Source organism: Litorivita pollutaquae (assembly GCF_003205515.1).
GTDB lineage: Bacteria > Pseudomonadota > Alphaproteobacteria > Rhodobacterales > Rhodobacteraceae > Litorivita > Litorivita pollutaquae.
Map to the genome: position 1 here is coordinate 465,681 of NZ_KZ826481.1, position 22,195 is coordinate 487,875.

Consider the following 22,195-nt stretch of genomic DNA (forward strand, 5'->3'; position numbering starts at 1 on the left):
GTTAGGGCCGTCCCCGCCCGGAACGCATCGCGCTGACAACCGCCCGTGCCGACGCGCGCCCGCCTGAACAACGCACATGTGATCGGGGATTTAGGACGCGTCCTGCTCGTTTTGCATCACCACCATCAGGTCTTTGTCGCCCTCACGGCCTTCCTGCTCGACCCATGTGGTGATCACTGCGCGGGCCATGGCCTCGTCCCGGGCCTCGATGGCGCGGCGCAACCGGGCCAGCGCCGTGGCAATGCCAAGTTGGCTCGGGCATTGCTCTTGTGCGCGTAGGATCTTTGGATGCGGCGTGGTCAACATATCCGAACCGATAAGCAGTTCTTCACGCATTTTCTCGCCGGGTCGCAGGCCGGTAATCACCAATTCAATATCGCCATCCGGCGTGTCAGCATCGCGCACGCGGTGCCCTGTGGCCTCGATCATCTGCCGTGCGATTTTCAAAATCGACACCTGTTCGCCCATATCGAGCACAAAGACATCGCCACCTCGGGCAAAGGCACCGGTGAGCAGAACCAGACGCACGGCCTCTGCGATGGTCATAAAGTAGCGTGTCACATCCTCATGGGTAACAGTGACGGGGCCGCCACGGGCGATCTGTTCCTCGAACAGCGGGATCACCGACCCCGAAGAGCCAAGTACATTGCCGAAACGAACGATAGAAAACCGCGTGGTTTCGGCACGGGAGGCCAAATCCTGCACAAGCATTTCCGCCAACCGTTTTGAAGAGCCCATGATTGACGTGGGACGCACGGCTTTATCGGTAGACACAAGAATGAATTGCTCGGCTCCGGTATCGCGCGCCGCCTCGGCAACAACCCGCGTGCCCATGACATTATTGCGCAGACCTTCGACCGGGTTATGCTCCACCATTGGAACATGTTTATAGGCGGCGGCATGAAGCACGATATCGATGTCATGCGCCCGCATCACGCTAAGGATCAACACCGCATCGGTCACCGATCCAAGCACCGGTACAAGGCGCGGACCATCGGGCATCTGTGTCATCAACTCGCGCAATTCCCGCTCGATGGTATAGAGCGCCAATTCGCTATGATCGAGGATCACCACGCATTGCGGCGCGCTGCTGAGCAATTGCCGACACAGCTCCGATCCGATCGACCCCCCCGCCCCGGTCACAAGGATCGATTTGCCGCAATAGGTTTCCGTAACAGCAGGCAAATCCAACGACAAAGAGGCGCGGCCCAAAAGCGCGGCGGAATTCACCGGCACGGTGCGGCGGCGCAATTCCGTGTCTTCCATCATGTCAGCAAAGGCCGGAACGGCATATACTTCGCATCCGATATCGCGCAATTCGCGGGCCAGTTTCGCCTGTACGGGCGCGCTGACCGAGGGCATGGCCAACACTACACGATCAAAGGCATCCGCATGGTAGAGATCGCGGATACGCGCGGGCGCATAAACCCGCAAACCGTTGAAAACGAGGCTTTGCAAGGTCGGGTTGGCATCGACAAAGCCGATCGGCAAGATGGCGTCATCGGTGCTGAGTGCGGCGGCAAGCTGGCGGCCGGTTTGCCCCGCGCCGTAAATCAGCACCCGCTTGCGATTGCCGCCATTGCGGTAAATCGCCAACACCACTTCGCGCATCACCACCCGCGAGGTGGCCAGCAAGAGCATAAGCACCATAAAGAAGACCGCCAACACTTCTTCGGGCAGCCCGCCGGACCATGCCATGCTCACCCCAACACCGCACAGCGCCGTCACGCTGGCCACAATGGCAGAGAGTTTCGCCGCGCGCATCTCATAGGCGTTGAGCTTAATCCGGTCGAGCCCCATCAAAACCGTCAAACTGACCCCGACAGGGACCAACACCGACAGATAGATCAGCGTCCCGCCAAGCCCAAAGCCCGCAGGTGCGCGCCCCACCAATTTCAGCGCGATGAAAAATGCCGAAATGACCCAAAGCATATCCAGCCCAAGGAAAATCAACCGTTTGTGCGATGGCTTCAAAGCAAGAAGTTTTTGGTACACCCAAAGCATAGAGAAAAGACCGGCATCGATCGTATTGCGATTTTGATCCAAAGTAACACCTTTTTGGCCGATCGATATCCGGCACCTTTGCCCGCCTCGGCGTCGCCGAAAACAGGCCCAAATTGATCAAGGTTCACTTCAAAGTCGCCGCGCGGCCACGAATGGCAGGCGGCACTCTGCGTATTCCCACTTGATCCATCCAGCAGGGCACAAAGTTAAAAGAGTATTAATAGCACTCGGACACAAGCGGGTTTCCGCCCGATTGGCGAAAAATGCCGCGTTGCGGCAAAAAAAGACGGTGAGGTGTATAAAATTAAGCCGAACTAACGCGATGCGCGCCTGAGCCGTGTTGGTCCGCGAAGAGGAAACCGCCGAAAAACAGTCGCAAGAATCAGCCAATGGTCCCAACAAATCGACCGGTTGCGTTGATAAATAAGATCCAGATGCGCCTTGGCGGGGATGCAGCGGCGAATATAGACTGCTTCGGTTTCATCCGCGTCGGCACAGGGCGCGAGCAAAGCTTCCTCGCGCGCATGAAACGCCAATGTCGCCAAACCGGTCACGCCAGGGCGGCTGCGCAAAACCGCCGCATACAGGTCAGGAAAAGCCTCAACATAGTGGCGCAGAGGCGGGCGCGGTCCGACAAAGCTGATGTCGCCCCGCAGGATGTTCCACAATTGCGGCAACTCGTCGAGCCGGTAGCGCCGCAAGAACACGCCGCTGCGGGTGATCCGATGGCGTTTGTCGCCACCTGACACGCCACGATCGGCCCCATCGGGGCGCATCGTACGGAATTTCCACAGATCAAAACCCTCTGTCGGGCTGCGCATGCGTTCGGATTTATAAAACACCGGTCGCCCATCAAGCAGTAGCACCCAGGCCGCCACCGCCATGATCAAGGGCCAGAGCAACAAGATCAGCAGCAGCGCCCAAATCACATCCATCACCCGTTTGCTGCGCGCGATCGGCCGCGCCGGATCGGACGTGGCAGCAATCCCACGCGGCGGGACCGCCGCTTGCGGCATCGGTGTTTGCCTTGATGCCGGCACCTGTGAGCCCGGCGAAGGCCGCGCCGCCGCATGTGCCGAAGCCCCTGCAACCTGCGCGACCAGATCCGCGCCGCTGCGCGGCTGTGCCACGTCGGGCGCAAGCCGGGCCAATCGGGTCAGGTCAAGCGCGACACAGGGCACCGCGCCCTTGGGTGCAGGGCGCCATTGCACCTGCGCACCGGCCGCGCGGGCGATATCCTCCATGGCGATGGCGCCGCCTGCGGCGCAATTGATCACCGCAGGCAAGCTGTCACCCGAAGCATTCAACAGCGCCTCCATCACATGGGCCAGATCAACCGGCGCAATATAGCTACGCAGTGGCCCCCGACCATTTTCGAATTGATCAAGGGTCATTTGCGGCACGGCAGCGGCGGCCGCGCGGCGGTTGAGAGCGGCAAAAAGACTGTCACCGCCCGCCAGATTGGCAAAGCGCAAGATGATTTGCTGCGGTACAGGATCCTGTCGCGCCGAGGTGGCAATCGCCGCCTCCATCGCATATTTCGCCGCGCCATACCCGCCCGCCGGTGCGGTATCCGGCAATCCGGCGCGGGCCTCGCCCTGTTGATGCACCCCCTGTACTCGACCTTCGGGAAAACCCACGCGCACGGCCTCTTCGGGCAGGGGAGCAGAAGATGCCACCGCAGAATAAATCGCCGAGGACGAGGCATGAAACAACCGGGCAGCGCCAACCGCACGGGCAATATCCACCGCCCGCAGGGCAAGTGCGGTGTTGCCCGCCAATGCCGCCGCATCGCCCGAGGTCACCCCCCAGAGCGCCAAAACCGCTTCGAACTGCGGCGGCCGGCCTTGGGCAATCTGCGCCTCCAGATCTTCCAAGGAAAGGACATCGCCCGATCGCTGGGCCTGCGGGTCGGGCGCCGCCGAGGACGAAGCCGCGCAAGACGGTGCGGTTGGTGGTGACATCGACGCAGATGCTGCGGAGGATCTGGTGGGCGGGAGGGGGGCAGATCCGCGCACCGCAAACGTCGGGCGCCATCCCTCCGGCGGGGCAGTGTCCCAGACCCGCGCCAACACGCGGCCCATTTTTCCAGTACCGCCCAACACCAGTACGCGCCGTCTCCCAGGTTGAATTGCCTCACTGTCTGTCACGTCATTGGCGCTCCTCATCTGTCACCATACATACCATAGGCCCGGCAGGTTACCACAGTCCCTGCCAAGCCGTGCTGGTTCATATACAATATGCTGCGTTTTATGCTATCTATCGGCAAGGCAGGTCGGTAGACAGGGCGCACCCAACCCTGCCCGACCTCTGCGCTCTGCGCGCTTGCCCCGAAGAGGATGACCGATTGACCACCCGCGCCCTTTTGACTGCCGCCCTTCTTGGGATCACGACCCTCAGCGGGTGCGATTTACCGCGCGGCGCGGCGATCAACACCCAAGTTTTGCGCGAACAAAATGCCGAAAATCCAAGCTTTGCGGTGGTGCCGGTCAGCCGCGCCAATACCACAGAGTTGGCGGAATGGCCGAGCACAGGCCGCCAGTCGCAGACCGGTTGGATTGGCGCCACGCGCGGGCCTGCCTCGCCGGTGATTCGAACCGGGGACAGCATCGAGATTGCGATTTGGGACAGTCAGGAAAATTCGCTTTTGACTGCGCCCGAGCAAAAAACCGCCCAAATGCCGCGCACGACCGTGTCGGCCAATGGCAGCGTGTTTTTGCCCTATGCGGGCGAGGTGGTGATCCGCGGATTAACGCCGGAGCGGGCCCGCGAAGCCGTACAACAGGCGTTAGGGCAGGTTTTGGCAGATGCGCAGGTGCAATTGTCCCACACCCCCGGCCGCCAGAATGCCGCTGACCTCGTCTCGGGCGTGCGTAATCCGGGCAGCATACCTCTGGCGGATCGCAACACCTCGATTCTCAGCCTGATTGCCCAAGGGGGCGGCATTGCTCCGGACCTGACGAACCCCGTGGTGCGATTGATCCGAAATGGCAAAACCTATCAGATTTCCGCCGAAAAACTCTTTGCCAATGGCGACTACAACACCTTGCTGCGTGGCGGCGACAAAGTGGTAATCGAATCGGATCGACGCCGGTTTACCGCGCTTGGCGCAACCGGCAGCGAAGAATTGGTCGCCTTTCCGCAAGAGGACCTGACCGCGATTGAAGCCTTGGCGTTGATCGGAGGGCTGCAAGACACCCGCGCCAACCCCAAGGGTGTGTTGGTCTTGCGCGAATATGCGGCCGAAGCGCTCCGCGCTGACGGATCGGGTCCGGCAATGGAAGATGTGGTGTTTACCTTTGACCTGACCACGGCGGACGGGCTTTTTGCGGCGCGCAATTTTCACATCAATCCCGATGACACGGTTTTGGCAACCGAAAGCCCCGTCACCTCGGCGCGCACGATCCTTGGCTTGCTTGGCACATCGGTTGGCGTGGCAAATACTCTCTCTCAATAGGGCGCAAATCGAAGATCCGCGCAACACAACGAAAGGCGATGGCTGGCACCGCCGCCCGAGATTCGGCGCGCATTCGCGACGGTAAAGATACCCCCCCCCCGGTCCGTTTGCGATGGCCGCGGCGCATCAAGCAGATCATCGCGGCCAAACAGGCGTTGTCCGCGCGCTATTCTACGGCCAGCACAAACGGCGCGCGCTCAATACTCCAACACCCGCGTTTGCCTCATGGCTGCGGCGACCTACGGCTTTACTTTTAACGGGCGACACGGTTCGTTCACTGTGGCAGCGTGGCAGATGCCACCTCAATTCAGTGCCGTCGCCTTACTGGTATCTACGCGTTTTGTTATTAGCCCCGCGCGATCAAAGGTCCGCCTACGCATCCTAATGCTACCGATGCCAGTCCATGTGCTGGCGCAGCTGTTGCACAGATCTCCATTTGGTCCATCCCCTTGAGGATGGGCGCGTCTAATGCGGGTGTTTCTGACAACCGGCGATGTCACCCGCCCGGTGCCCCATTCCAAATCCGCACCCGTTGGACGGCTGGCGCTTTATGTGGAGCGAGCTCCAAAGCGGGCCGGATGTCATCACCTCGGCCGCGATTACCTGTCGGCGGTGCGGGTAGGTTTCAACGTATACACCGCTCAAACTCCCGCCAGATCCATGTGCATCTCTTCGGCCGGCAACCGGATTTCGGGCGTAATCCGCATGGCAACCTCTCCCATGGCCTGCATCCCTTGAGCGCGGAAAAATCCGGCGGCGGTGCGGGTGACAAGCGCATGCAACCGAGTAATCCCCGCCAACCGCGCAGAGAGTTCGACCTGCCCAAAAATCGCGGCGCCGATGCCGCTGCCGATATGGTCGGGGTCGGTGACGATGTGGTGGACATGGCCCAGACCCGCGAAAGAGCGGGCACGAAAGGGACTAAATTCGGACCAGCCGCCACACCCCAAGATTCGCCCGCAGGGGCCCTCGGCGATGAAACACGTCGGGCTGGCCAAAAATGCAGGATAGGCGGCGCTCAACCCAGGCAAAGCGGCCGCCAGCTCGGCGCCACCATAGTCTGGCACCAAAAGCCGGCCGTAGGCTTTGCGTAGCAGGTCTTCGATCTCTGCGGCGTCCTGCGGGGCCGCGACACGCAGCGAATAAGGCAACCCATATGCAGAGGTCTCCTGCGGGGGTCTTGTGGGATCCGCGAGTGCGGGGGGCGTGCCCCCCACCAACCGCGCTCCTGCACGCCCCTGCGCCTCGGCCGGCGACTGGGAGGCACTAAGGGGCAAAGATGGATGCGGTGGACAGTGTGGGTCTATCGGGGCGGGCGGATCGCCCATATCATTCAAAGGGGGCATGTGCAGAACTCCTTGCATGCGGTGCCATTTCGGGGTCGAAACTGGCGGCGTGCGGGGCAAGGGGCGGGTTTGGTCTGCTGGTCTTAGAGCAAAGAAAAAGCCGCGTCCTTGCGGCGCGGCTTTTGATGTCTGGTCATATATAGGGCGATCTTATTTGATCTTGCCTTCCTTATACTCGACATGCTTGCGCACCACCGGGTCATACTTACGTACGACCATCTTTTCGGTCATTGTTCGTGCATTTTTCTTGGTCACATAGAAGTGGCCCGTGCCTGCGGTCGAGTTCAGGCGGATTTTGATTGTGGTCGGCTTCGCCATGATCGTTCTCCTACGGCGGGCGCTTGTGCGTCCCGTGAAATCTCTTGAAGCCTGCCTTTTAAGGAACACACTGGCAGTGTCAACATAGATTGTGAAGATAATACGCGCGGAGGGCCTATAAGCCGGATTTTGTCCCGAAGGTTGCCCTTCATGGATGATCATTCATCTTGGCCCCATGTTGCCATGACGCCTCTAGCTGCCAACCCGGACCACCGGGGCAAAACATCCCTGCGGGCGGTATCGGCTTACGCCGACGCGATCCCCGCGCGCGGTCCCTATTTGGCATTGCTCCTGGTGGGGCTTGCCGTGCCGGTCCTGTTGCCAGTCCCGCGGTGGGCTCTTACTCCACCGTTTCACCCTTACCGTTGCGTTGATCCCATACGGGCGCAACGGCGGTCTGTTCTCTGTGGCGCTTTCCCTTGGGTTGCCCCAGCCGGGCGTTACCCGGCACCATCGTTTTGTGGAGTCCGGACTTTCCTCGAACGGATCAGGCCCGCCCGCGACCATCCAGCCCTCCGCGCGACATGGCACCTAGGCGCTCGGGCCGCTTTGGTCAATGGGGAAACGCGTGGCCAGATCGTGCATCGCGGCGCAATCGGCGGGGGAAATCGGCGCGCCCTGCCCCGCCGCCCAAGGGCGAAAGCGCTGACGAAAGGCATCCAGAAGCAGGCCCTCCGGGCCGGCATCATGATCGCCGCTGACCACGGGCAAGACATAACCAAACCGCGCCGCATCGCGCAAAAACGCGTCCCAATCGGCCTTCGGCGCGCCCTGCGGATCAGGCCAGACCGACAGGCCCTGGCGCGCCAGACGGCGCCAATCGAACCGCGCGCCGGGATCAAATTTGCGCGCGGGGGCCATGTCGGAATGGCCGATGATCCGATGCGGTGCAATAGTCCAACGGGCCATGATCGCGCCAAGCAACGCTTCGAGCGCCGCCATCTGTGGCGCGGCAAAAGGTTGATCGCCGGTATTGGCCAACTCAATCCCGATCGAGCGCGAATTGACATCCGTCACATCGCCCCATGCCCCCGCCCCTGCATGCCATGCACGCATCTGTTCGGGGACCATGCGCCAGATACGTCCCTTGGGGCAGATCAGGTAATGCGCCGAAACCTCGCAAACCGGATCACACAGGCGCGTCAAAGCGGCCTCGGCGCTTTGCATCGCGGTGTAATGAAGCACGACCATATCGGGCCGCACGCCGCCACGGCGCGCGCCGAAATTCGGCGACGGATCGTGCAATATCGTCAGCGGTTCATCACCCTTAACCACATGGGTCATATCATGCCCCATCGCCCTAAACGGTCCGCCGACAGATCAACCACCGGTGGCCAATTGGAACGGGCGCGGATCCCATTGGCAGGCGAATCCATCGCCGTCCGGATCCAATCCCATGCGGTCGCGCGCAGGGCCGCCCGCCGCAAGGAAGTCTTCCTGCGCCAAATCCGGCGAAGGGTATTTCGCACAATTGCGCACGAATTTGCTTTGTCCGTTCAATGGCGAACGGGTAAAGAGTTTTTGGCCAATCGGGTGGCGGCTTTTGAGCGCGTATTCAACGATATTCGGACCGGTGCCGACGCGGCCCGGCAATGCGGTGGGCTGCACCTGTTCGTATTGCGCGCGGTTGGCGGCGATGCGGTTGGCATCATCTTGGATGCTGCGCACCTCGCCCACGGCCTCGAAGTTATTCTCGTTCGAAATGCCCGCCGCATTGACCACGGGCGGCGCAGGGTTCGATGGCGAGGCATTCACCGGCGCCACACCGGAATTGGCCTCGGCAGCAGATAAGGCGGCGCGGGTTTCGGCCGCGATCTCTTCGGCGCTGCCGCTGGACGCAGCAACCTGACCGGCGGGCGGCAGGGTCGCATTGGTCATCACCGGAGCCGCAGGCAAGCCGGTGGTTTCATCCGACACTACACCAGTGGGCACGAGGCCCGCATTTTGGGCCTGACGCTGCTGATATTCTGTATAGCTGCTGAAACCAACGCCTGAGCCACTGTCGGGCACCTGCGGATCACACCCAGCCAATGCAGTGACCGCGCCCAGCGCCACCATCGTGGCAATCGCGCGTTTACCAAATGAAATCTGCATTTTTCGTCCTGCCATATAAGCTGGCGGCGGGGCTTATCGTGCCCCGACCGCATTATGTATCGCCGATGTTTACCACCATTTCGCAGGCTTGGAAACGAAACCGGCGGCTTGTTCCAGCGCATAGGCGGTGTTCAGCAAATCGCCCTCTTCCCACGGACGCCCAATCAGTTGCAGCCCCAAAGGCAGCCCCGCCTTGTCCAGCCCGGTGGGCACCGAAATGCCGGGAAGCCCCGCGAGGTTCACCGTCACGGTAAACACATCATTGAGATACATTTGCACCGGATCGGCGTTTTTCATCTCGCCCAGACCAAAGGCCGAAGACGGCGTGGCCGGTGTCAGGATCGCATCGATTCCCGCGGCAAAGGCGTCATCGAAGTCTTTCTTGATCAACGCGCGCACGCGGCGTGCCCGGTTGTAATAGGCGTCATAGAAACCGGCCGAAAGCACATATGTCCCGATCATCACGCGGCGCTGCACCTCGTGGCCAAAACCTTCGGCGCGGGTCTTTTCATACATCTCGGTGATGCCATCCCCACCGTCCAGCTTGGCGCGGTGGCCGTAGCGCACCCCGTCATAGCGCGCCAAATTCGAAGACGCCTCGGCCGGCGCAATCACGTAATAGGCCGGCAAAGCATATTTGGTATGCGGCAATGTGATATCGACCATCACCGCGCCTGCATCCTCAAGCATCTTGCGCCCGTCGGCCCAAAGCGCCTCGATCTCGGCAGGCATCCCATCCATATGATATTCTTTGGGAATGCCGATCTTCTTGCCGCGAATATCGCCGGTGAGCATGGCCTCGAAATCGGGCACGGGCAGATCGGCGCTGGTGCTGTCCTTGGGATCGAACCCCGACATCGCCTCCAACATGATCGCGGCATCGCGCACGGTTTTGGTCATCGGTCCGGCTTGATCAAGCGAAGAGGCAAACGCCACCACGCCCCAACGCGAACACCGCCCATAGGTCGGTTTGATGCCGACAGTGCCGGTAAAGGCCGCCGGTTGGCGGATCGAGCCGCCCGTATCGGTGCCCGTCGCCGCCAAACACAGATCCGCCGCAACCGCCGCCGCCGAGCCGCCCGAAGAGCCGCCCGGTGTCAATTGGCGATCGTCGACTTTCCACGGGTTCACGGCATTGCCATACACCGAGGTTTCGTTCGACGAGCCCATGGCAAATTCATCCATGTTCAACTTGCCCAACATCACCGTGCCCGCATCAAACAGCTTGGCGGTAATGGTGCTCTCATATTCGGGCAAGAACCCTTCGAGGATACGGCTGCCCGCCTGACCCGGAACATGTTTGGTGCAAAACAGGTCCTTCACGCCAATCGGCAATCCGCACATCGACGGCGCGTCGCCGCCCGCGATCCGCGCATCAGCGGCTTTGGCCTGCGCCATCGCGACATCGGGGGTGTGATGCACAAAGGCGTTGAGCGCGCCGGAGGCTTCGGCAGCCTTCAGGCAGGCACCGGTCAATTCCTCGGAGGAGATATCTTTAGCACGCAATTTGTCGCGTGCATCGGCCAAAGTCAGCGTATTGAGATCGGTCATTATTCCACCACCTTCGGCACGGCAAAAAAGCCTTCGCGCGCATCAGGCGCAGTCTTGAGAATCTTGTCTTGCTGGTCGCCATCGGTGACCACATCGTCGCGGCGGCGCAATGCCATAGGCGTGACGGATGTCATCGGCTCGACGCCCTCGACATCAACCTCCTCAAGTTGCTCGATAAATCCAAGAATGGTATTAAATTCAGCGGCCAGCGCCGGCAGCGCCTCCTCTTCGACGCGGATGCGGGCCAATTTGGCAACGCGCGCGGCAGTCTCAAGATCGATCGACATCGTCAGGAATTCCTCGGGCTATCGGGTGGCAAACTATGTTGCCCCTGCATTTAACGCCCCCGCGCCGCGCCCGCAAGCCTCGCCGCCGCCGTTGCTGCACCTTCACAATCGCATCGACCGTGCTACTCTAACGTGTAAACGCCATAGAGGAGAACACTATGAACATCATCTGGCTTGGCCACGGCAGCTGGCGCATCGAAATCGAAGATCAAATCCTGTTGATTGACCCATGGGTAACGGACAATCCGATGATGCCCGACGACAAGGTCGATGCCGCGCTGGACGGCGCGACACATATCATCGTCACCCATGGCCATTTCGACCACAGCCATGACATCGTGGATATCTCCAAATCCCGTGACCTACCGGTCTCTGCGATCTTTGAACTTGCGGCCTATCTGCATAGCCAAGGCGCCAAAGAGGGCCACGGCTGGAACAAAGGCGGCACCATCCCATTGGGCAAGGCCACCGCCACGCTGGTGCCCGCCTCGCATAGCTCCTCGTTGGTGATCGACGGGCGCGGCGCCTATATGGGCGCGGAATGCGGCGTCATTCTCAAAGGCGAGGGTCATACGATCTACCTGTCGGGCGACACCACGATCATGGCCGATATGGAATGGATCGGCGATTATTATAAACCCGACATCGGCATCCTTTCGGCCGGTGGCTATTACACCATGGATATGGAGGCCACAGCCTATGCGGCCAAGCGTTACTTCAATTTCGACACGCTGATCCCCGGCCACTACCGCACCTTCCCCGCGCTGGAGCAATCGGCCGAAAAACTCGCTGCCGCCCTGCCCGATGTGAATGTGATCGAACCCGAGGTTCTCACCCCCATCACCTTTTAAAATCCGGCGCGGCGCGCCTTAAGGCCGGGTGCGCCGCCCGCTTGCCCCTTCCCAGCGACACCCGCACCGCAGACCCAAGCTTGCCGCACGGGGGCCGCTGCTGCCTCTTTCTGCTTTCCCTTAAATATCCCCGCCGGAGGCTCCCCAAACCCGCAACAGGCCCAGCCGCCTATGGGCGGCGCTTGGCTGCGAAAAAGGCCTTGAGCAACGCCTCGGACGCCGCCGCATCAATGCCCTCGAACACCTGCGGCACATGATGGCATTGCGCATGCGAAAACACCCGCGCGCCGGCTTCGATGCCGCCGCTTTTGGGGTCCGACGCGCCGTAATACAGCCGCGCAATACGGGCGGCAGAAATTGCCTGCGCGCACATCGCGCAGGGCTCCAACGTCACATACAGCGCGTGATTGGTCAGCCGCTCCGCCCCCAAAGCCGCGCATCCGGCGCGGATCGCCAATATCTCGGCATGGGCGGTGGGATCGTGTAATTCGCGCGTCCGGTTGCCCGCCCGCGCCACGACCGCACCCGCAGGCGATACCAACACCGCACCCACGGGAACTTCGCCGCGTTTTGCCGCCGCGCGCGCCTCGTCCAACGCCATCTGCATATGCGAATTCATCTTCATATCTCTTCTTGGCAAGGCATCACCGCTTTCGCAATGACGGATTTTCCGGTAACCGGAGGCCAACATCCGCACTCCAGCCCCCTGAAAGCTGTCCAAAATGGTCGAAAAACCCGATACATCCGACATGCCTGCGCCCCCCAAAGACGACCGCATTGCCAAGGTCATCGCCCGCGCCGGCGTCGCCTCGCGCCGCGAAGCCGAGCGGCTGATCGCCATCGGGCAGGTGCGCGTCAACGGAACCACCATCGACAGCCCCGCCCTCAACGTCACTCCCGATGACCGGATCGAAGTCAACGGCACGCCGCTTTCGCCGCCCGAACCGGCGCGGCTTTGGCTCTATCACAAACCCACCGGCCTTGTGACCACGGACAGCGACGAATTGGACCGGCCGACGATCTATCAATCCCTACCCGAGGACATGCCCCGCGTGATGAGCGTCGGGCGGCTTGACCTCAATTCGGAAGGGCTTTTGTTATTGACCAACGATGGCGGCATCAAACGGCAACTGGAATTGCCGTCAACCGGATGGCTGCGCCGTTACCGGGTGCGCGTCAATGGCCGCCCGACCGAGGACACCTTCCGCCCGCTGCGCGCGGGCATCACCGCCGATGGCGAGCATTTCCAACCGATGACCGTATCTCTTGACCGGCAACAAGGCGCGAATGCGTGGCTGACCATCGGATTGCGCGAAGGCAAAAACCGTGAAATCCGCCGCGCAATGGAGGCCATTGGCCTCAGCGTGAACCGCTTGATCCGCATTGCTTACGGCCCGTTCCAATTGGGCGATCTGAAACCCGGGGCGGTCGAAGAGGTCCGCCGCAAGACCATGCGCGACCAACTGGGGCTGTCGGTTGAAGAGATCGACCCAACCGCCACGCCGCCGGCGCGCGGCCTGCGCCGCACCAGCGGCAAGGCAAACAAACCCGCAGGCGCACGGCGCAACAGCGGTAAACCCGCCGGACCCTTAGGGAAAACCGCCCGGTCCCAAAAGACCGCCAGCGAAAAACCATGGGAGATAGGCACCGGCCGTCCCTCTGGCAAGGGCACGGATCAAGGCAAGCCGCGCGGCGCCGGTAAAGGGGGAACGCGCAAAGCAGGCGCCGGCAAGTCCGGCAAGCCGGGCGACGCGCGTGGCAGGCCGCAAGGCACACCTTCGGGGAAACCTCACCGCGGCGGAGGCGGCAAAGGCGGACCCAGAGGCCGCAGCTGACCGGCAGCGCCCACGCCCACCCGCCTTTTCTTTGACTTGGCGCTGGGCTGCGCTATCCATAACCTTGACACCAAATATATGATTAACTCCACACACGGATGACGGGAGACCTGCTAGTGTTCGATCTTTTAACCGCCGAAAATCTGGGCAATCTGGTGATGCTTTGCTTTTTGCAAGCTGTGCTCGGGTTCGACAACCTGCTCTATATTTCCATCGAATCGCAACGCGCGCCAGTGGCCCATCAACGCGCCGTACGCTATTGGGGCATCATCATTGCGGTGACCCTGCGGGTGGTGTTGCTCTTTGTGATGATCCGGCTGATCGACTCCATGGCCGAACCGTTTTTCATTATGAATTGGACCGGCGTACTTGAAGGCGGGGTGAATTTCGCCACCTGTGTCTTTGTTCTGGGGGGGGTCTTCATCATCTATACGGCAGTGAAGGAAATCTCGCATATGCTGTCCATCGAGCATCTGGGAACGGACGTGAACAGCAAGAGCGGCAAATCCGCCGCAAAGGTCGTGGCCTTGATCGTAATGATGAACCTGATCTTTTCGTTTGATTCCGTATTGTCGGCTTTGGCCATCACCGATGTCTTCCCGATCTTGGCCATTGCGATCATCCTGTCGGGTCTGGCGATGCTGCTTTTGGCCGACAGCGTGACGACATTTTTGCAAAAAAACCGGATGTATGAGGTGCTTGGCCTGTTCATCTTGCTGATTGTCGGCGTGGTGCTTTTGGGGGAATCCGGTCAGGCGGCCGCCCATGCCATGCATGACGAGACTTTGGCACTTCGGTTCTTCGGCCACGAGGTTGTGCCCATGTCGAAGACCACCTTCTATTTCTCGGTTGTGGTCCTCTTCGCAGTCGAAATCATTCAATCGGTCTATTCGCGCAAGCTCGGCCTAGAGCGACGCGCCAAGTCGCAAAGCGGCGGACATTGAACGCCGTGTATGCTTGATAGAACAACCGGATGCGGCTTGCAGGATTTGCAGGCCGCGCCCGGTCCGGCGGTGGTTCTGCATCAGCGGCGCGCCGCATTTTTATGGGCAAAACTTCGCTCATCTTCCCCCTAGCAAACCGCCCTCGCATCGCTTACCTTTTACAAGGAATTCAACGGGTCGGGGGATCCTATGTCCGGAACGGGCCTGCAAAAAATCAGCTACATCCTGCTTATCGTCATGATCTTTTTCATTGCGATCACCGGGGGCGTTTGAGATGGCGCAACGCTACGGCGGGAAATATAGCCCCGATGACGCGGCCCGAACCGCGCCGGACGATGTGCCAGAGGGTGCGCCCGTGCGAGACAGCTATCGCGGCGCCAAGCGCAGCCGCATCGGCGCGCGGGTGCGAATGTTGTTCATTGCCCCCCTGCCCTTGATGGCCTCGGCCTTCGGAGACGGCCCGCAGACCTTGGCGCTGACGCTCAGCGCGCTTGGACTTTTGTTGCTGGCGGCCTGGATGACCCGCGAAGGATTGGCCGCACAAGAAGCCTATGAGGCGCGCCGCATCGCCCGCCGCCCCACGTTTCCGCGCAAAATGGCCGGATCGGTTTTGACCGGCCTCGGGCTTGGTCTGGCCGGATATGCCGCCGGTGAAGGCGTGGCAGGGCCGCTGATCTATGTGGCCATTGGCGCGGTTCTGCATTTCCTCGCCTTTGGCCCCGACCCGATGAAAAACAAGGGTATCGATGGCATTGATGCCTTTCAATCCGACCGCGTCGCCCGCGCCGTGAGCGAGGCCGAAGCGCATTTGAGCGCCATGCAAAACGCGATCCTGCGCGCCGGAGATCGTGCGTTGGAGGCCCGCGTCGCCGGTTTTGCCACCACCGCCCGCACGATGTTTCGCACGCTGGAAGACGATCCGCGTGATTTGACCCAAGCGCGCAAATATCTGTCGGTCTACCTGCGCGGGGCGCGCGACGCGACGGTGAAATTTGCCGATCTATATAGCCACCGCCGCGACGCCAGCGCGCGCGCCGATTATGAAACCCTGCTCGGGGATCTACAGAGCAATTTCACCGCCCGCATCGCAAAAATGCGCCAAGGCGACCGTGCGGATTTAACCGTCGAAATCGAAGTCCTGCGCGACCGTTTGGCGCGCGAGGGGCTGACTGTGCCGACCGCCGAGGCGGAGCCGCAAGGCTAACCGAACTGTAATTTGTAACATGGGCGCTGCCGCCCGCAGCCAATTTGAATTGGGGACTGTCATGACCGAGAGCACACGCGCCAAAGCCGAGGCCACATTGAAACAAGTCGAAGAAATCACAGCCGTGGTCCTGCCCGAACCGGTGGATGCAAATGCGGTTGTGCCGCTAGAGCAAGCCGATGCACCGACGACCGGCGAAATCACCCGCCGCATCGCCGAATTGGATATGAGCGACACCAACTCCATCGTCTCTTTCGGGTCCGGCGCGCAGGCCGAGTTGCAAGAGATCAGCCAAGCCATGTTGGCCGATGTGCGCAACAAGGATGTTGGCCCCGCCGGCGATAGCCTGCGCAACATCGTCAGCACCATTCGCGGGTTTTCAATCTCTGAGCTGGACGTGCGCCGCGAACGTTCGTGGTGGGAAAAACTCTTGGGCCGCGCCGCGCCCTTTGCCAAATTCACCGCGAAGTTCGAAGAGGTGCAAAGCCAGATCGACCGGGTGACCGATGATCTGTTGGGACATGAGCATACGCTTCTCAAGGATATCAAATCACTTGATATGCTTTATGAGAAAACCCTCAATTTCTACGATGAACTGGCGCTCTATATCGCGGCGGGCGAGGCCAAATTGCGCAGCTTGGATGAAACCGACATCCCCGCCAAGGAGGCCGCCGCCAATGCCGCCCCCGAAGCCGAACAAGTCATGGCCGCGCAGGAATTGCGCGACCTGCGCGCCGCGCGTGATGATCTCGAACGCCGTGTGCATGATCTCAAACTTACGCGGCAAGTGACGATGCAATCGCTTCCCTCGATCCGTTTGGTGCAGGAAAACGACAAATCGCTGGTCACCAAGATCAATTCGACCCTGGTCAATACCGTGCCGCTTTGGGAAACCCAATTGGCCCAAGCCGTCACCATCCAGCGCAGCGCAGAAGCCGCCGCCGCCGTGCGCGGTGCCAATGATTTGACCAATGAATTGCTGACCTCCAATGCCAAGAACCTGCGCGATAGCAACCGCATTGTGCGCGAGGAGATGGAGCGCGGCGTCTTCGATATCGAAGCCGTCAAAACCGCCAATGCCGATTTGGTCGCCACCATCGAAGAAAGCCTCGCCATCGCGGACGAAGGCAAAGCCCGCCGCGCGGCTGCCGAGGTCGAGTTGAAGACCATGGAGGCCGAATTGCGCGATACATTGGCGTCAGCCAAGGCCCGCAAGAGCGGCACCGGCGAGACCATCGCCACCGCCGTTCCCAAAACCTGATCACGTGGCAGGGCACAGGTGATACGCAAAACACTCTTGAACAGCCCTTGCCGGCGCGCTCTTTTGGGCGCGGCGGCTCTGGCGTTTTCGGCGCTTGCCGGATGTGATCTATTGGCGAGCAAGCCCTCGGATATGGCGCCGAAATCGCGCCCAGCCGGATTGATCCAACCGCGCCCCGCCCCCCCTGCGCCAAGCGCCGCCTCGCGCAATCTGGCGCAATATTACGCGCGAGTGCAGGCCGATTTGCTGGCCCAAGGGTTGTTGCGGATGGATGGCGGCGGGCCAGACACGCCCTATACCTCCGATATGTTGATCCGGAATTTCGAACGGATTGCCTTTTACGACGAATATGCACCCGAGGCGGGATTGACCGCCTCGACCGGCGCGGTGAAATCCTTGCGACGGTGGAACGGGCCGGTGCGGATCGCCACCGAATTCGGGGCCTCGGTCGATGCCGAAACTCGCGCGACGGCCAATGGTGAAGTGCGGGATTACGCGGCACGGCTGGCGCGTCTGACCGGCCATCCCATCGATATGAATGCACGCAAGCCGAATTTCCATGTGTTCTTTTTGGGCGAAGATGACCGCGCCGCAGCCTTGCCGAAAATTCGCGCGTTGGTGCCGTCGATCTCGCCCGCCTCGATGCAGGTTCTGCGCGATCTGGAGCGGCCGATCCATTGCCTTGTCATCGCCTTTTCCGACAATGACGCCTCGGACAGCTATAACCACGCGATTGCCTTGATCCGCGCCGAACATCCTGACATTTTGCGCCGCGCATGCATCCATGAGGAGTTGGCGCAAGGGCTTGGCCTTGGCAATGACAGCCCTGCCGCGCGCCCGTCCATTTTTAATGATGACGATGAGTTCGCCTATCTGACCACCCATGACGAGATGCTGCTCAAACTGCTTTATGATCCGCGTCTCAAAACCGGTATGAGCGCCGAAGAGGCCCGCCCGATCCTGCGTATATTGGGCCGCGAAGCCATGGGCGATACGCTATGACTGCGCCTGCCGAAACGCCCTTGGCGAGCGAACCCGCCGCAACGCTTGCGCAGCCGGTCACATTGCCCTGTGGTGCCACGGTGATAAACCGGATCGTCAAATCCGCGACCTCCGAAGGACTGGCCGCCGGATCCAACCACGCCAATGCCTATCACGCGACGCTTTACGGGCTTTGGGGCCGCAGCGGCGCGGGAATGATCGTGACCGGCAATGTCATGGTCGACCGGATGCATTTGGAACATGGCGGCAATATCGCCATTGACGGCCCGCAATCCGAGGCGGCCTGCGCCGCCTTGACCGAGATGGCAACCGCCGCGCGGGCACAGGGCGCTTTGGTCGTGATGCAGCTCAACCATGCGGGCCGCCAAACCCCCGCCGCGATCAACCCCCACCCCAAAAGCGCCTCTCCGGTGGCTCTGGCGATGGGTGGCAAACGTTTTGGCCGGCCCGAAGCAATGAGCATCGAAGAGATCGAAGACACCATCGAGGCCTTTGTGCATGCGGCTTTGGTGGCGCGCGGCGCGGGTTTCGACGGCGTGCAGATCCACGCCGCACATGGCTATTTGGTGTCGCAATTCCTCTCGCCCTTGTCGAACCGGCGCTCGGATGCCTGGGGCGGCGGGTTGATGGGCCGCGCACGTTTGTTGATGGAACTCGTCCGACGGGTGCGGTCGGCTTGCGGGGTGCGGTTCATCGTCGGGGTGAAACTCAACTCCGCTGATTTCCAACGTGGCGGGTTTTCCGAGGATGACAGCGCCCAGGTCGGTGCTTGGCTTGAAGGCGCGGGGGCGGATTTCATCGAACTGTCAGGGGGCAATTACGAACAGCCCCGGATGATGGATGTCGATCGACTTGACCCGCTTGCCGCCCAACCGAAACGCGAAAGCACCAAAGCCCGCGAGGCCTATTTTCTCGATTTTGTGCCACGCCTTCGCAAGGTGACACAGCTTCCGGTGATGGTCACCGGCGGGTTCGAAAGCGCCGCCGCAATGCAGGCGGCGGTTCTTGAGGAAGGTATCGATTTCATCGGCCTTGCCCGCCCGATCATCCTCGACAGTCAAACGCCCAAGGCGCTGTTGACCGGTGCGGCGATGGTGGCCGCACGGCCGCATTTGCAGATTGGACCGGGGATTTTTGGCCCCGCCTCGCGCATCAGCGCACTGCGTGATGCCAATGCCGGCGCGGCAATGGCATGGTATAGTGAACAGATCTATACGCTTGCTGCCGGCGGCGAGATCAATCGCGACCTCAAACCACTGCGGGCGCTCTTGGCCTATCTGAAGACCGAAAAAAATGCGGCGCAGGCGCTGACGCGCGCGCCCGTTGAATTGTAACCGAAAGGAGCCTTGATCATGGGTATTCTCGATTTTCTCACTGGCGAATTTATCGACGTCATCCATTGGACCGATGACACCCGCGACACCATGGTTTGGCGGTTCGAACGCGAGGACCACGAGATCAAATACGGCGCCAAGCTGACCGTGCGCGAAGGTCAAGCCGCGGTTTTCATCCATGAAGGCCAATTGGCCGATGTCTTCACCCCCGGCCTTTATATGCTCGAAACCAACAACATGCCGGTTTTGACGACTCTGAACCATTGGGATCACGGGTTCAAATCGCCCTTCAAATCCGAGATCTATTACGTCAACACCACGCGGTTCAATGATCTCAAATGGGGCACGAAAAACCCGATCATCTGCCGCGACCCGGAATTCGGCCCTGTGCGTCTGCGCGCTTATGGGACCTATTCGATTCGCATCACCGATCCGGCGCGCTTCCTGACCGAAATCGTCGGCACGGACGGCGAATTCACCATGGACGAAATCTCGTTCCAGATCCGCAATATCATCGTGCAAGAGTTCAGCCGCGTGGTTGCCTCATCCGGTATTCCGGTTCTGGATATGGCGGCCAATACGGCGGATTTAGGCAAATTGGTCGCGGCACAGATTTCCGAAACGATCGCCGCCTATGGCCTGTCGATGCCGGAGCTTTACATCGAAAACATCTCGCTGCCCGAAGCGGTCGAGGCCGCCCTCGATAAACGCACCTCGATGGGGTTGGCCGGTGATTTGGGCCGGTTCACCCAATATAGCGCCGCCGAGGCGATGACCGCAGCGGCCGCCAATCCGAACGGTGGCGGCGGTATGGGCGCAGGGCTTGGCGCCGGAATGGGGATGGGCATGGGCATGGCGATGGCCAACGCCGGACCGTGGGGACCCCGCCCGGCACAGGCGTCAACCCCACAAGCCGCCGCGCCGGTTCCCCCGCCCCCGCCGGCCGAACATGTGTGGTACATCGCCGAAGGTGGTGAAACCAAGGGCCCGTTCTCCAAAGCTTCGATGGGCCGGATGGCCGCCGATGGCAGCCTGACCCGCTCCAGCTATGTTTGGACCGCAGGACAAGACGGGTGGAAACACGCCGAGGATGTCACCGAGTTGGCGCAATTGTTCACCGTCCTGCCGCCACCGCCGCCCGCCGAATAATCCACCCTCCCTGCGAAAGCATGCCCTCTTGGACCCGCTTGTGATGCCCACCCCCCTTCCCCTTCAGCGCGGAGCCGATATGCCTGACCGGCCTGTAGAGGCACGCGCCGAAGGCATCGCCTTGGCCTTGATGGGCATAGGTGCCATACAAGCCGAATGGATTGCGCCGGATGCCACGTGGCAACGTAGCGATGCCCCGGTCATCATCGGCCGCGCGGCGATTTTGGACGCCACCACCACCGCACCGGTTTTACACAAAATCACCGTCGAGCAGGTGACTGCGCAAGGCAAAGCCGCCACCGTATCGGGCCGTTCCATCGACACCGATGGCCGGGCACGGCTCTATTGCCATGTGATCCGCTACACGTCATCCAATGCGCAGCAAATCGCGCAGATTGTCAGCTTTGAGCACAATGTGAAGGCAGGTTAACCCATGACAGACCACGCCGCCGCCCCCGAGGAACACCGCTTTCCCTGCCCGCAATGCGGTGCGGACTACCGGTTCGATCCGGCTGCGGCGCAATTGATTTGTGACCATTGCGGCCATGCAGAACCGATGGAGATCGCACATGCGCCTGCGCGCGCCACGAAGCAGACCGGTCACATTGCCGAATTGGATTTTCGCGCCGCTTTGGACGGTGCATTGCCCGAAGCCGAAACCCAAGACATCCGCGCGCTGCATTGCCCCAATTGCGCCGCCGAAATCGAACTCGGGCCAGATGAGCACGCCGCCGAATGCCCGTTTTGCGCCACGCCCGTGGTCACCGACACCGGCGCGCACCGGCAAATCAAACCGCGTGCGGTGCTGCCCTTTGCCTTGGACGAGCCCGCCGCGCGCGATGCAATGAGCCATTGGTTGGGGCAGCTGTGGTTCGCGCCAAACGGGGTCAAGGATTATGCGCGTAAGGGGCGGAAGATGCAGGGCATATATGTCCCCTACTGGACCTTCGATGCCGACACCGCATCGCGATACAGCGGTGAGCGCGGCACGGTTTATCATGAAACCCGCACCGTGATGCGCGACGGGAAACGCCAAAAAGTGCAGGTTGCCAAAGTCCGCTGGATGCCAAAATCAGGCCGCGTCAAACGTTTCTTTGATGATGTTCTGGTGCTGGCCGCGACGGCCCTGCCGAAACGCTATACCGATGCTTTGGAGCCGTGGGATTTGAGCGCGCTTGTGCCATACGCCCCCGAATATCTTGCCGGTTTTCGCGCCCAAGCCTATTCCGTCCCCATCGAGGACGGCTATGCCGAAGCGCGGCACATCATGGACCGCACCATCGAACGCGACGTGCGTTTTGACATAGGCGGCGACCGCCAACGCATCCACGGCATCGACACAGATGTACGCGATGTGACCTTCAAACATATCCTGCTGCCGGTGTGGATGGCGGCCTATAAGTATCGCGGCAAAAGCTATCGCTTTGTGGTCAATGGCCGCACTGGCAAAGTTCAAGGCGCGCGGCCCTACAGCGCGTGGAAAATTGCCACTGCGGTGGTCCTTGGGCTGCTGATTGCCGCTGCAATCGGATTTGTCGCCGCAACACAACAATAACCC

General features: G+C 61.0%; 20 protein-coding genes, 1 other RNA gene and 1 pseudogene. 11 read left to right on the forward strand and 11 right to left on the reverse strand.

The window, feature by feature from the left end; translation table 11 throughout:
* Positions 1-90: 90 nt before the first annotated feature.
* The 3 genes and pseudogenes from DI396_RS02200 to DI396_RS16680 all read right to left on the reverse strand — a co-directional run.
* The gene (locus tag DI396_RS02200) at positions 91-2,004 is read right to left on the reverse strand and encodes a polysaccharide biosynthesis protein (RefSeq protein WP_110794846.1); all 1,914 of its coding nucleotides are present in this window, start codon (positions 2,002-2,004) and stop codon (positions 91-93) included.
* 314 nt (positions 2,005-2,318) lie between these two features.
* Positions 2,319-2,960 carry a sugar transferase gene (locus tag DI396_RS16675; RefSeq protein WP_235851733.1) on the reverse strand — a complete coding sequence of 214 codons (642 nt, stop codon included), beginning with the start codon at positions 2,958-2,960 and terminating at the stop codon, positions 2,319-2,321.
* 351 nt (positions 2,961-3,311) lie between these two features.
* Positions 3,312-4,172, reverse strand: a pseudogene (locus DI396_RS16680) (NAD-dependent epimerase/dehydratase family protein); the annotation flags it as partial.
* Positions 4,173-4,351: 179 nt separating this feature from the next.
* Here DI396_RS16680 and DI396_RS02210 point away from each other — a divergent pair.
* Positions 4,352-5,461, forward strand: a complete 1,110-nt coding sequence (locus DI396_RS02210) for a polysaccharide biosynthesis/export family protein (protein ID WP_235851706.1) — start codon at positions 4,352-4,354, stop codon at positions 5,459-5,461.
* A gap of 641 nt (positions 5,462-6,102) precedes the next feature.
* Here DI396_RS02210 and DI396_RS02220 read toward each other — a convergent pair.
* From DI396_RS02220 to gatC, 7 genes are all read right to left on the reverse strand, one after another.
* Entirely contained in the window at positions 6,103-6,612 is a 510-nt protein-coding gene (locus DI396_RS02220; RefSeq protein WP_110794495.1) for a GNAT family N-acetyltransferase, read from the reverse strand.
* A 345-nt stretch (positions 6,613-6,957) separates the two neighbouring features.
* Positions 6,958-7,125, reverse strand: a complete 168-nt coding sequence (gene rpmG / locus DI396_RS02225) for a 50S ribosomal protein L33 (protein WP_007814563.1) — start codon at positions 7,123-7,125, stop codon at positions 6,958-6,960.
* A 102-nt stretch (positions 7,126-7,227) separates the two neighbouring features.
* An RNA gene (gene rnpB / locus DI396_RS02230) (RNase P RNA component class A) lies at positions 7,228-7,644 on the reverse strand.
* Positions 7,645-7,656: 12 nt separating this feature from the next.
* Entirely contained in the window at positions 7,657-8,409 is a 753-nt protein-coding gene (locus DI396_RS02235; RefSeq protein WP_235851707.1) for an N-acetylmuramoyl-L-alanine amidase, read from the reverse strand.
* Between the two features lie 36 nt (positions 8,410-8,445).
* On the reverse strand, positions 8,446-9,219 hold the full coding sequence (locus tag DI396_RS02240; protein WP_110794496.1) for a hypothetical protein: 774 nt from the start codon (positions 9,217-9,219) through the stop codon (positions 8,446-8,448).
* Between the two features lie 69 nt (positions 9,220-9,288).
* Complete coding sequence (gene gatA, locus DI396_RS02245; protein WP_110794497.1) at positions 9,289-10,770, reverse strand: Asp-tRNA(Asn)/Glu-tRNA(Gln) amidotransferase subunit GatA; 1,482 nt, start codon at positions 10,768-10,770, stop codon at positions 9,289-9,291.
* The gene (gatC, locus tag DI396_RS02250) at positions 10,770-11,057 is read right to left on the reverse strand and encodes an Asp-tRNA(Asn)/Glu-tRNA(Gln) amidotransferase subunit GatC (protein WP_110794498.1); all 288 of its coding nucleotides are present in this window, start codon (positions 11,055-11,057) and stop codon (positions 10,770-10,772) included. The genes gatA and gatC overlap by 1 nt, the downstream gene beginning before the upstream one ends.
* Positions 11,058-11,215: 158 nt before the next feature.
* Between gatC and DI396_RS02255 the strand changes: the two genes are divergently transcribed.
* Positions 11,216-11,908 carry a metal-dependent hydrolase gene (locus DI396_RS02255; protein WP_110794499.1) on the forward strand — a complete coding sequence of 231 codons (693 nt, stop codon included), beginning with the start codon at positions 11,216-11,218 and terminating at the stop codon, positions 11,906-11,908.
* A 169-nt stretch (positions 11,909-12,077) separates the two neighbouring features.
* Here the strand turns inward: DI396_RS02255 and DI396_RS02260 are convergent, their stop codons facing one another.
* Positions 12,078-12,533: a nucleoside deaminase gene (locus DI396_RS02260; RefSeq protein ID WP_110794849.1), complete on the reverse strand. Its 456-nt coding sequence runs from the start codon at positions 12,531-12,533 to the stop codon at positions 12,078-12,080.
* 97 nt (positions 12,534-12,630) lie between these two features.
* Here DI396_RS02260 and DI396_RS02265 point away from each other — a divergent pair, with 97 nt between their 5' ends.
* From DI396_RS02265 to DI396_RS02305, 9 genes are all read left to right on the forward strand, one after another.
* Positions 12,631-13,743, forward strand: coding sequence for a pseudouridine synthase (locus DI396_RS02265; protein ID WP_110794500.1), 1,113 nt, complete (start codon positions 12,631-12,633; stop codon positions 13,741-13,743).
* A 116-nt stretch (positions 13,744-13,859) separates the two neighbouring features.
* Positions 13,860-14,687: a TerC family protein gene (locus DI396_RS02270; protein WP_110794850.1), complete on the forward strand. Its 828-nt coding sequence runs from the start codon at positions 13,860-13,862 to the stop codon at positions 14,685-14,687.
* 274 nt (positions 14,688-14,961) lie between these two features.
* Positions 14,962-15,891 carry a 5-bromo-4-chloroindolyl phosphate hydrolysis family protein gene (locus DI396_RS02275; RefSeq protein ID WP_110794501.1) on the forward strand — a complete coding sequence of 310 codons (930 nt, stop codon included), beginning with the start codon at positions 14,962-14,964 and terminating at the stop codon, positions 15,889-15,891.
* 61 nt (positions 15,892-15,952) lie between these two features.
* Complete coding sequence (locus tag DI396_RS02280; protein WP_110794851.1) at positions 15,953-17,152, forward strand: toxic anion resistance protein; 1,200 nt, start codon at positions 15,953-15,955, stop codon at positions 17,150-17,152.
* Positions 17,153-17,170: 18 nt separating this feature from the next.
* Positions 17,171-18,154 (forward strand): DUF2927 domain-containing protein, encoded by a 984-nt coding sequence (locus tag DI396_RS02285; RefSeq protein WP_407936289.1) that lies wholly within the window; start codon positions 17,171-17,173, stop codon positions 18,152-18,154.
* Positions 18,151-19,488, forward strand: a complete 1,338-nt coding sequence (locus DI396_RS02290) for an NADH:flavin oxidoreductase/NADH oxidase family protein (RefSeq protein WP_110794502.1) — start codon at positions 18,151-18,153, stop codon at positions 19,486-19,488. Before DI396_RS02285 ends, DI396_RS02290 begins: the two co-directional genes overlap by 4 nt.
* 18 nt (positions 19,489-19,506) lie before the next feature.
* Positions 19,507-20,637 (forward strand): SPFH domain-containing protein, encoded by a 1,131-nt coding sequence (locus DI396_RS02295; protein ID WP_110794503.1) that lies wholly within the window; start codon positions 19,507-19,509, stop codon positions 20,635-20,637.
* A gap of 79 nt (positions 20,638-20,716) precedes the next feature.
* Entirely contained in the window at positions 20,717-21,067 is a 351-nt protein-coding gene (locus DI396_RS02300) for a hypothetical protein (RefSeq protein ID WP_110794504.1), read from the forward strand.
* Positions 21,068-21,070: 3 nt separating this feature from the next.
* Positions 21,071-22,192, forward strand: coding sequence for a TFIIB-type zinc finger domain-containing protein (locus tag DI396_RS02305; protein WP_110794505.1), 1,122 nt, complete (start codon positions 21,071-21,073; stop codon positions 22,190-22,192).
* Positions 22,193-22,195: the final 3 nt, after the last annotated feature.

Coding starts and splice junctions, on each gene's coding strand:
- DI396_RS02200 (WP_110794846.1), bottom strand. CDS start 2,004: ATGCTTTGGGTGTACCAAAAACTTCTTGCTTTGAAGCCATCGCACAAA.
- rpmG (WP_007814563.1), bottom strand. CDS start 7,125: ATGGCGAAGCCGACCACAATCAAAATCCGCCTGAACTCGACCGCAGGC.
- DI396_RS02235 (WP_235851707.1), bottom strand. CDS start 8,409: ATGACCCATGTGGTTAAGGGTGATGAACCGCTGACGATATTGCACGAT.
- DI396_RS02240 (WP_110794496.1), bottom strand. CDS start 9,219: ATGCAGATTTCATTTGGTAAACGCGCGATTGCCACGATGGTGGCGCTG.
- gatA (WP_110794497.1), bottom strand. CDS start 10,770: ATGACCGATCTCAATACGCTGACTTTGGCCGATGCACGCGACAAATTG.
- gatC (WP_110794498.1), bottom strand. CDS start 11,057: ATGTCGATCGATCTTGAGACTGCCGCGCGCGTTGCCAAATTGGCCCGC.
- DI396_RS02255 (WP_110794499.1), top strand. CDS start 11,216: ATGAACATCATCTGGCTTGGCCACGGCAGCTGGCGCATCGAAATCGAA.
- DI396_RS02260 (WP_110794849.1), bottom strand. CDS start 12,533: ATGAAGATGAATTCGCATATGCAGATGGCGTTGGACGAGGCGCGCGCG.
- DI396_RS02265 (WP_110794500.1), top strand. CDS start 12,631: ATGGTCGAAAAACCCGATACATCCGACATGCCTGCGCCCCCCAAAGAC.
- DI396_RS02275 (WP_110794501.1), top strand. CDS start 14,962: ATGGCGCAACGCTACGGCGGGAAATATAGCCCCGATGACGCGGCCCGA.
- DI396_RS02280 (WP_110794851.1), top strand. CDS start 15,953: ATGACCGAGAGCACACGCGCCAAAGCCGAGGCCACATTGAAACAAGTC.
- DI396_RS02290 (WP_110794502.1), top strand. CDS start 18,151: ATGACTGCGCCTGCCGAAACGCCCTTGGCGAGCGAACCCGCCGCAACG.
- DI396_RS02295 (WP_110794503.1), top strand. CDS start 19,507: ATGGGTATTCTCGATTTTCTCACTGGCGAATTTATCGACGTCATCCAT.
- DI396_RS02300 (WP_110794504.1), top strand. CDS start 20,717: ATGCCTGACCGGCCTGTAGAGGCACGCGCCGAAGGCATCGCCTTGGCC.
- DI396_RS02305 (WP_110794505.1), top strand. CDS start 21,071: ATGACAGACCACGCCGCCGCCCCCGAGGAACACCGCTTTCCCTGCCCG.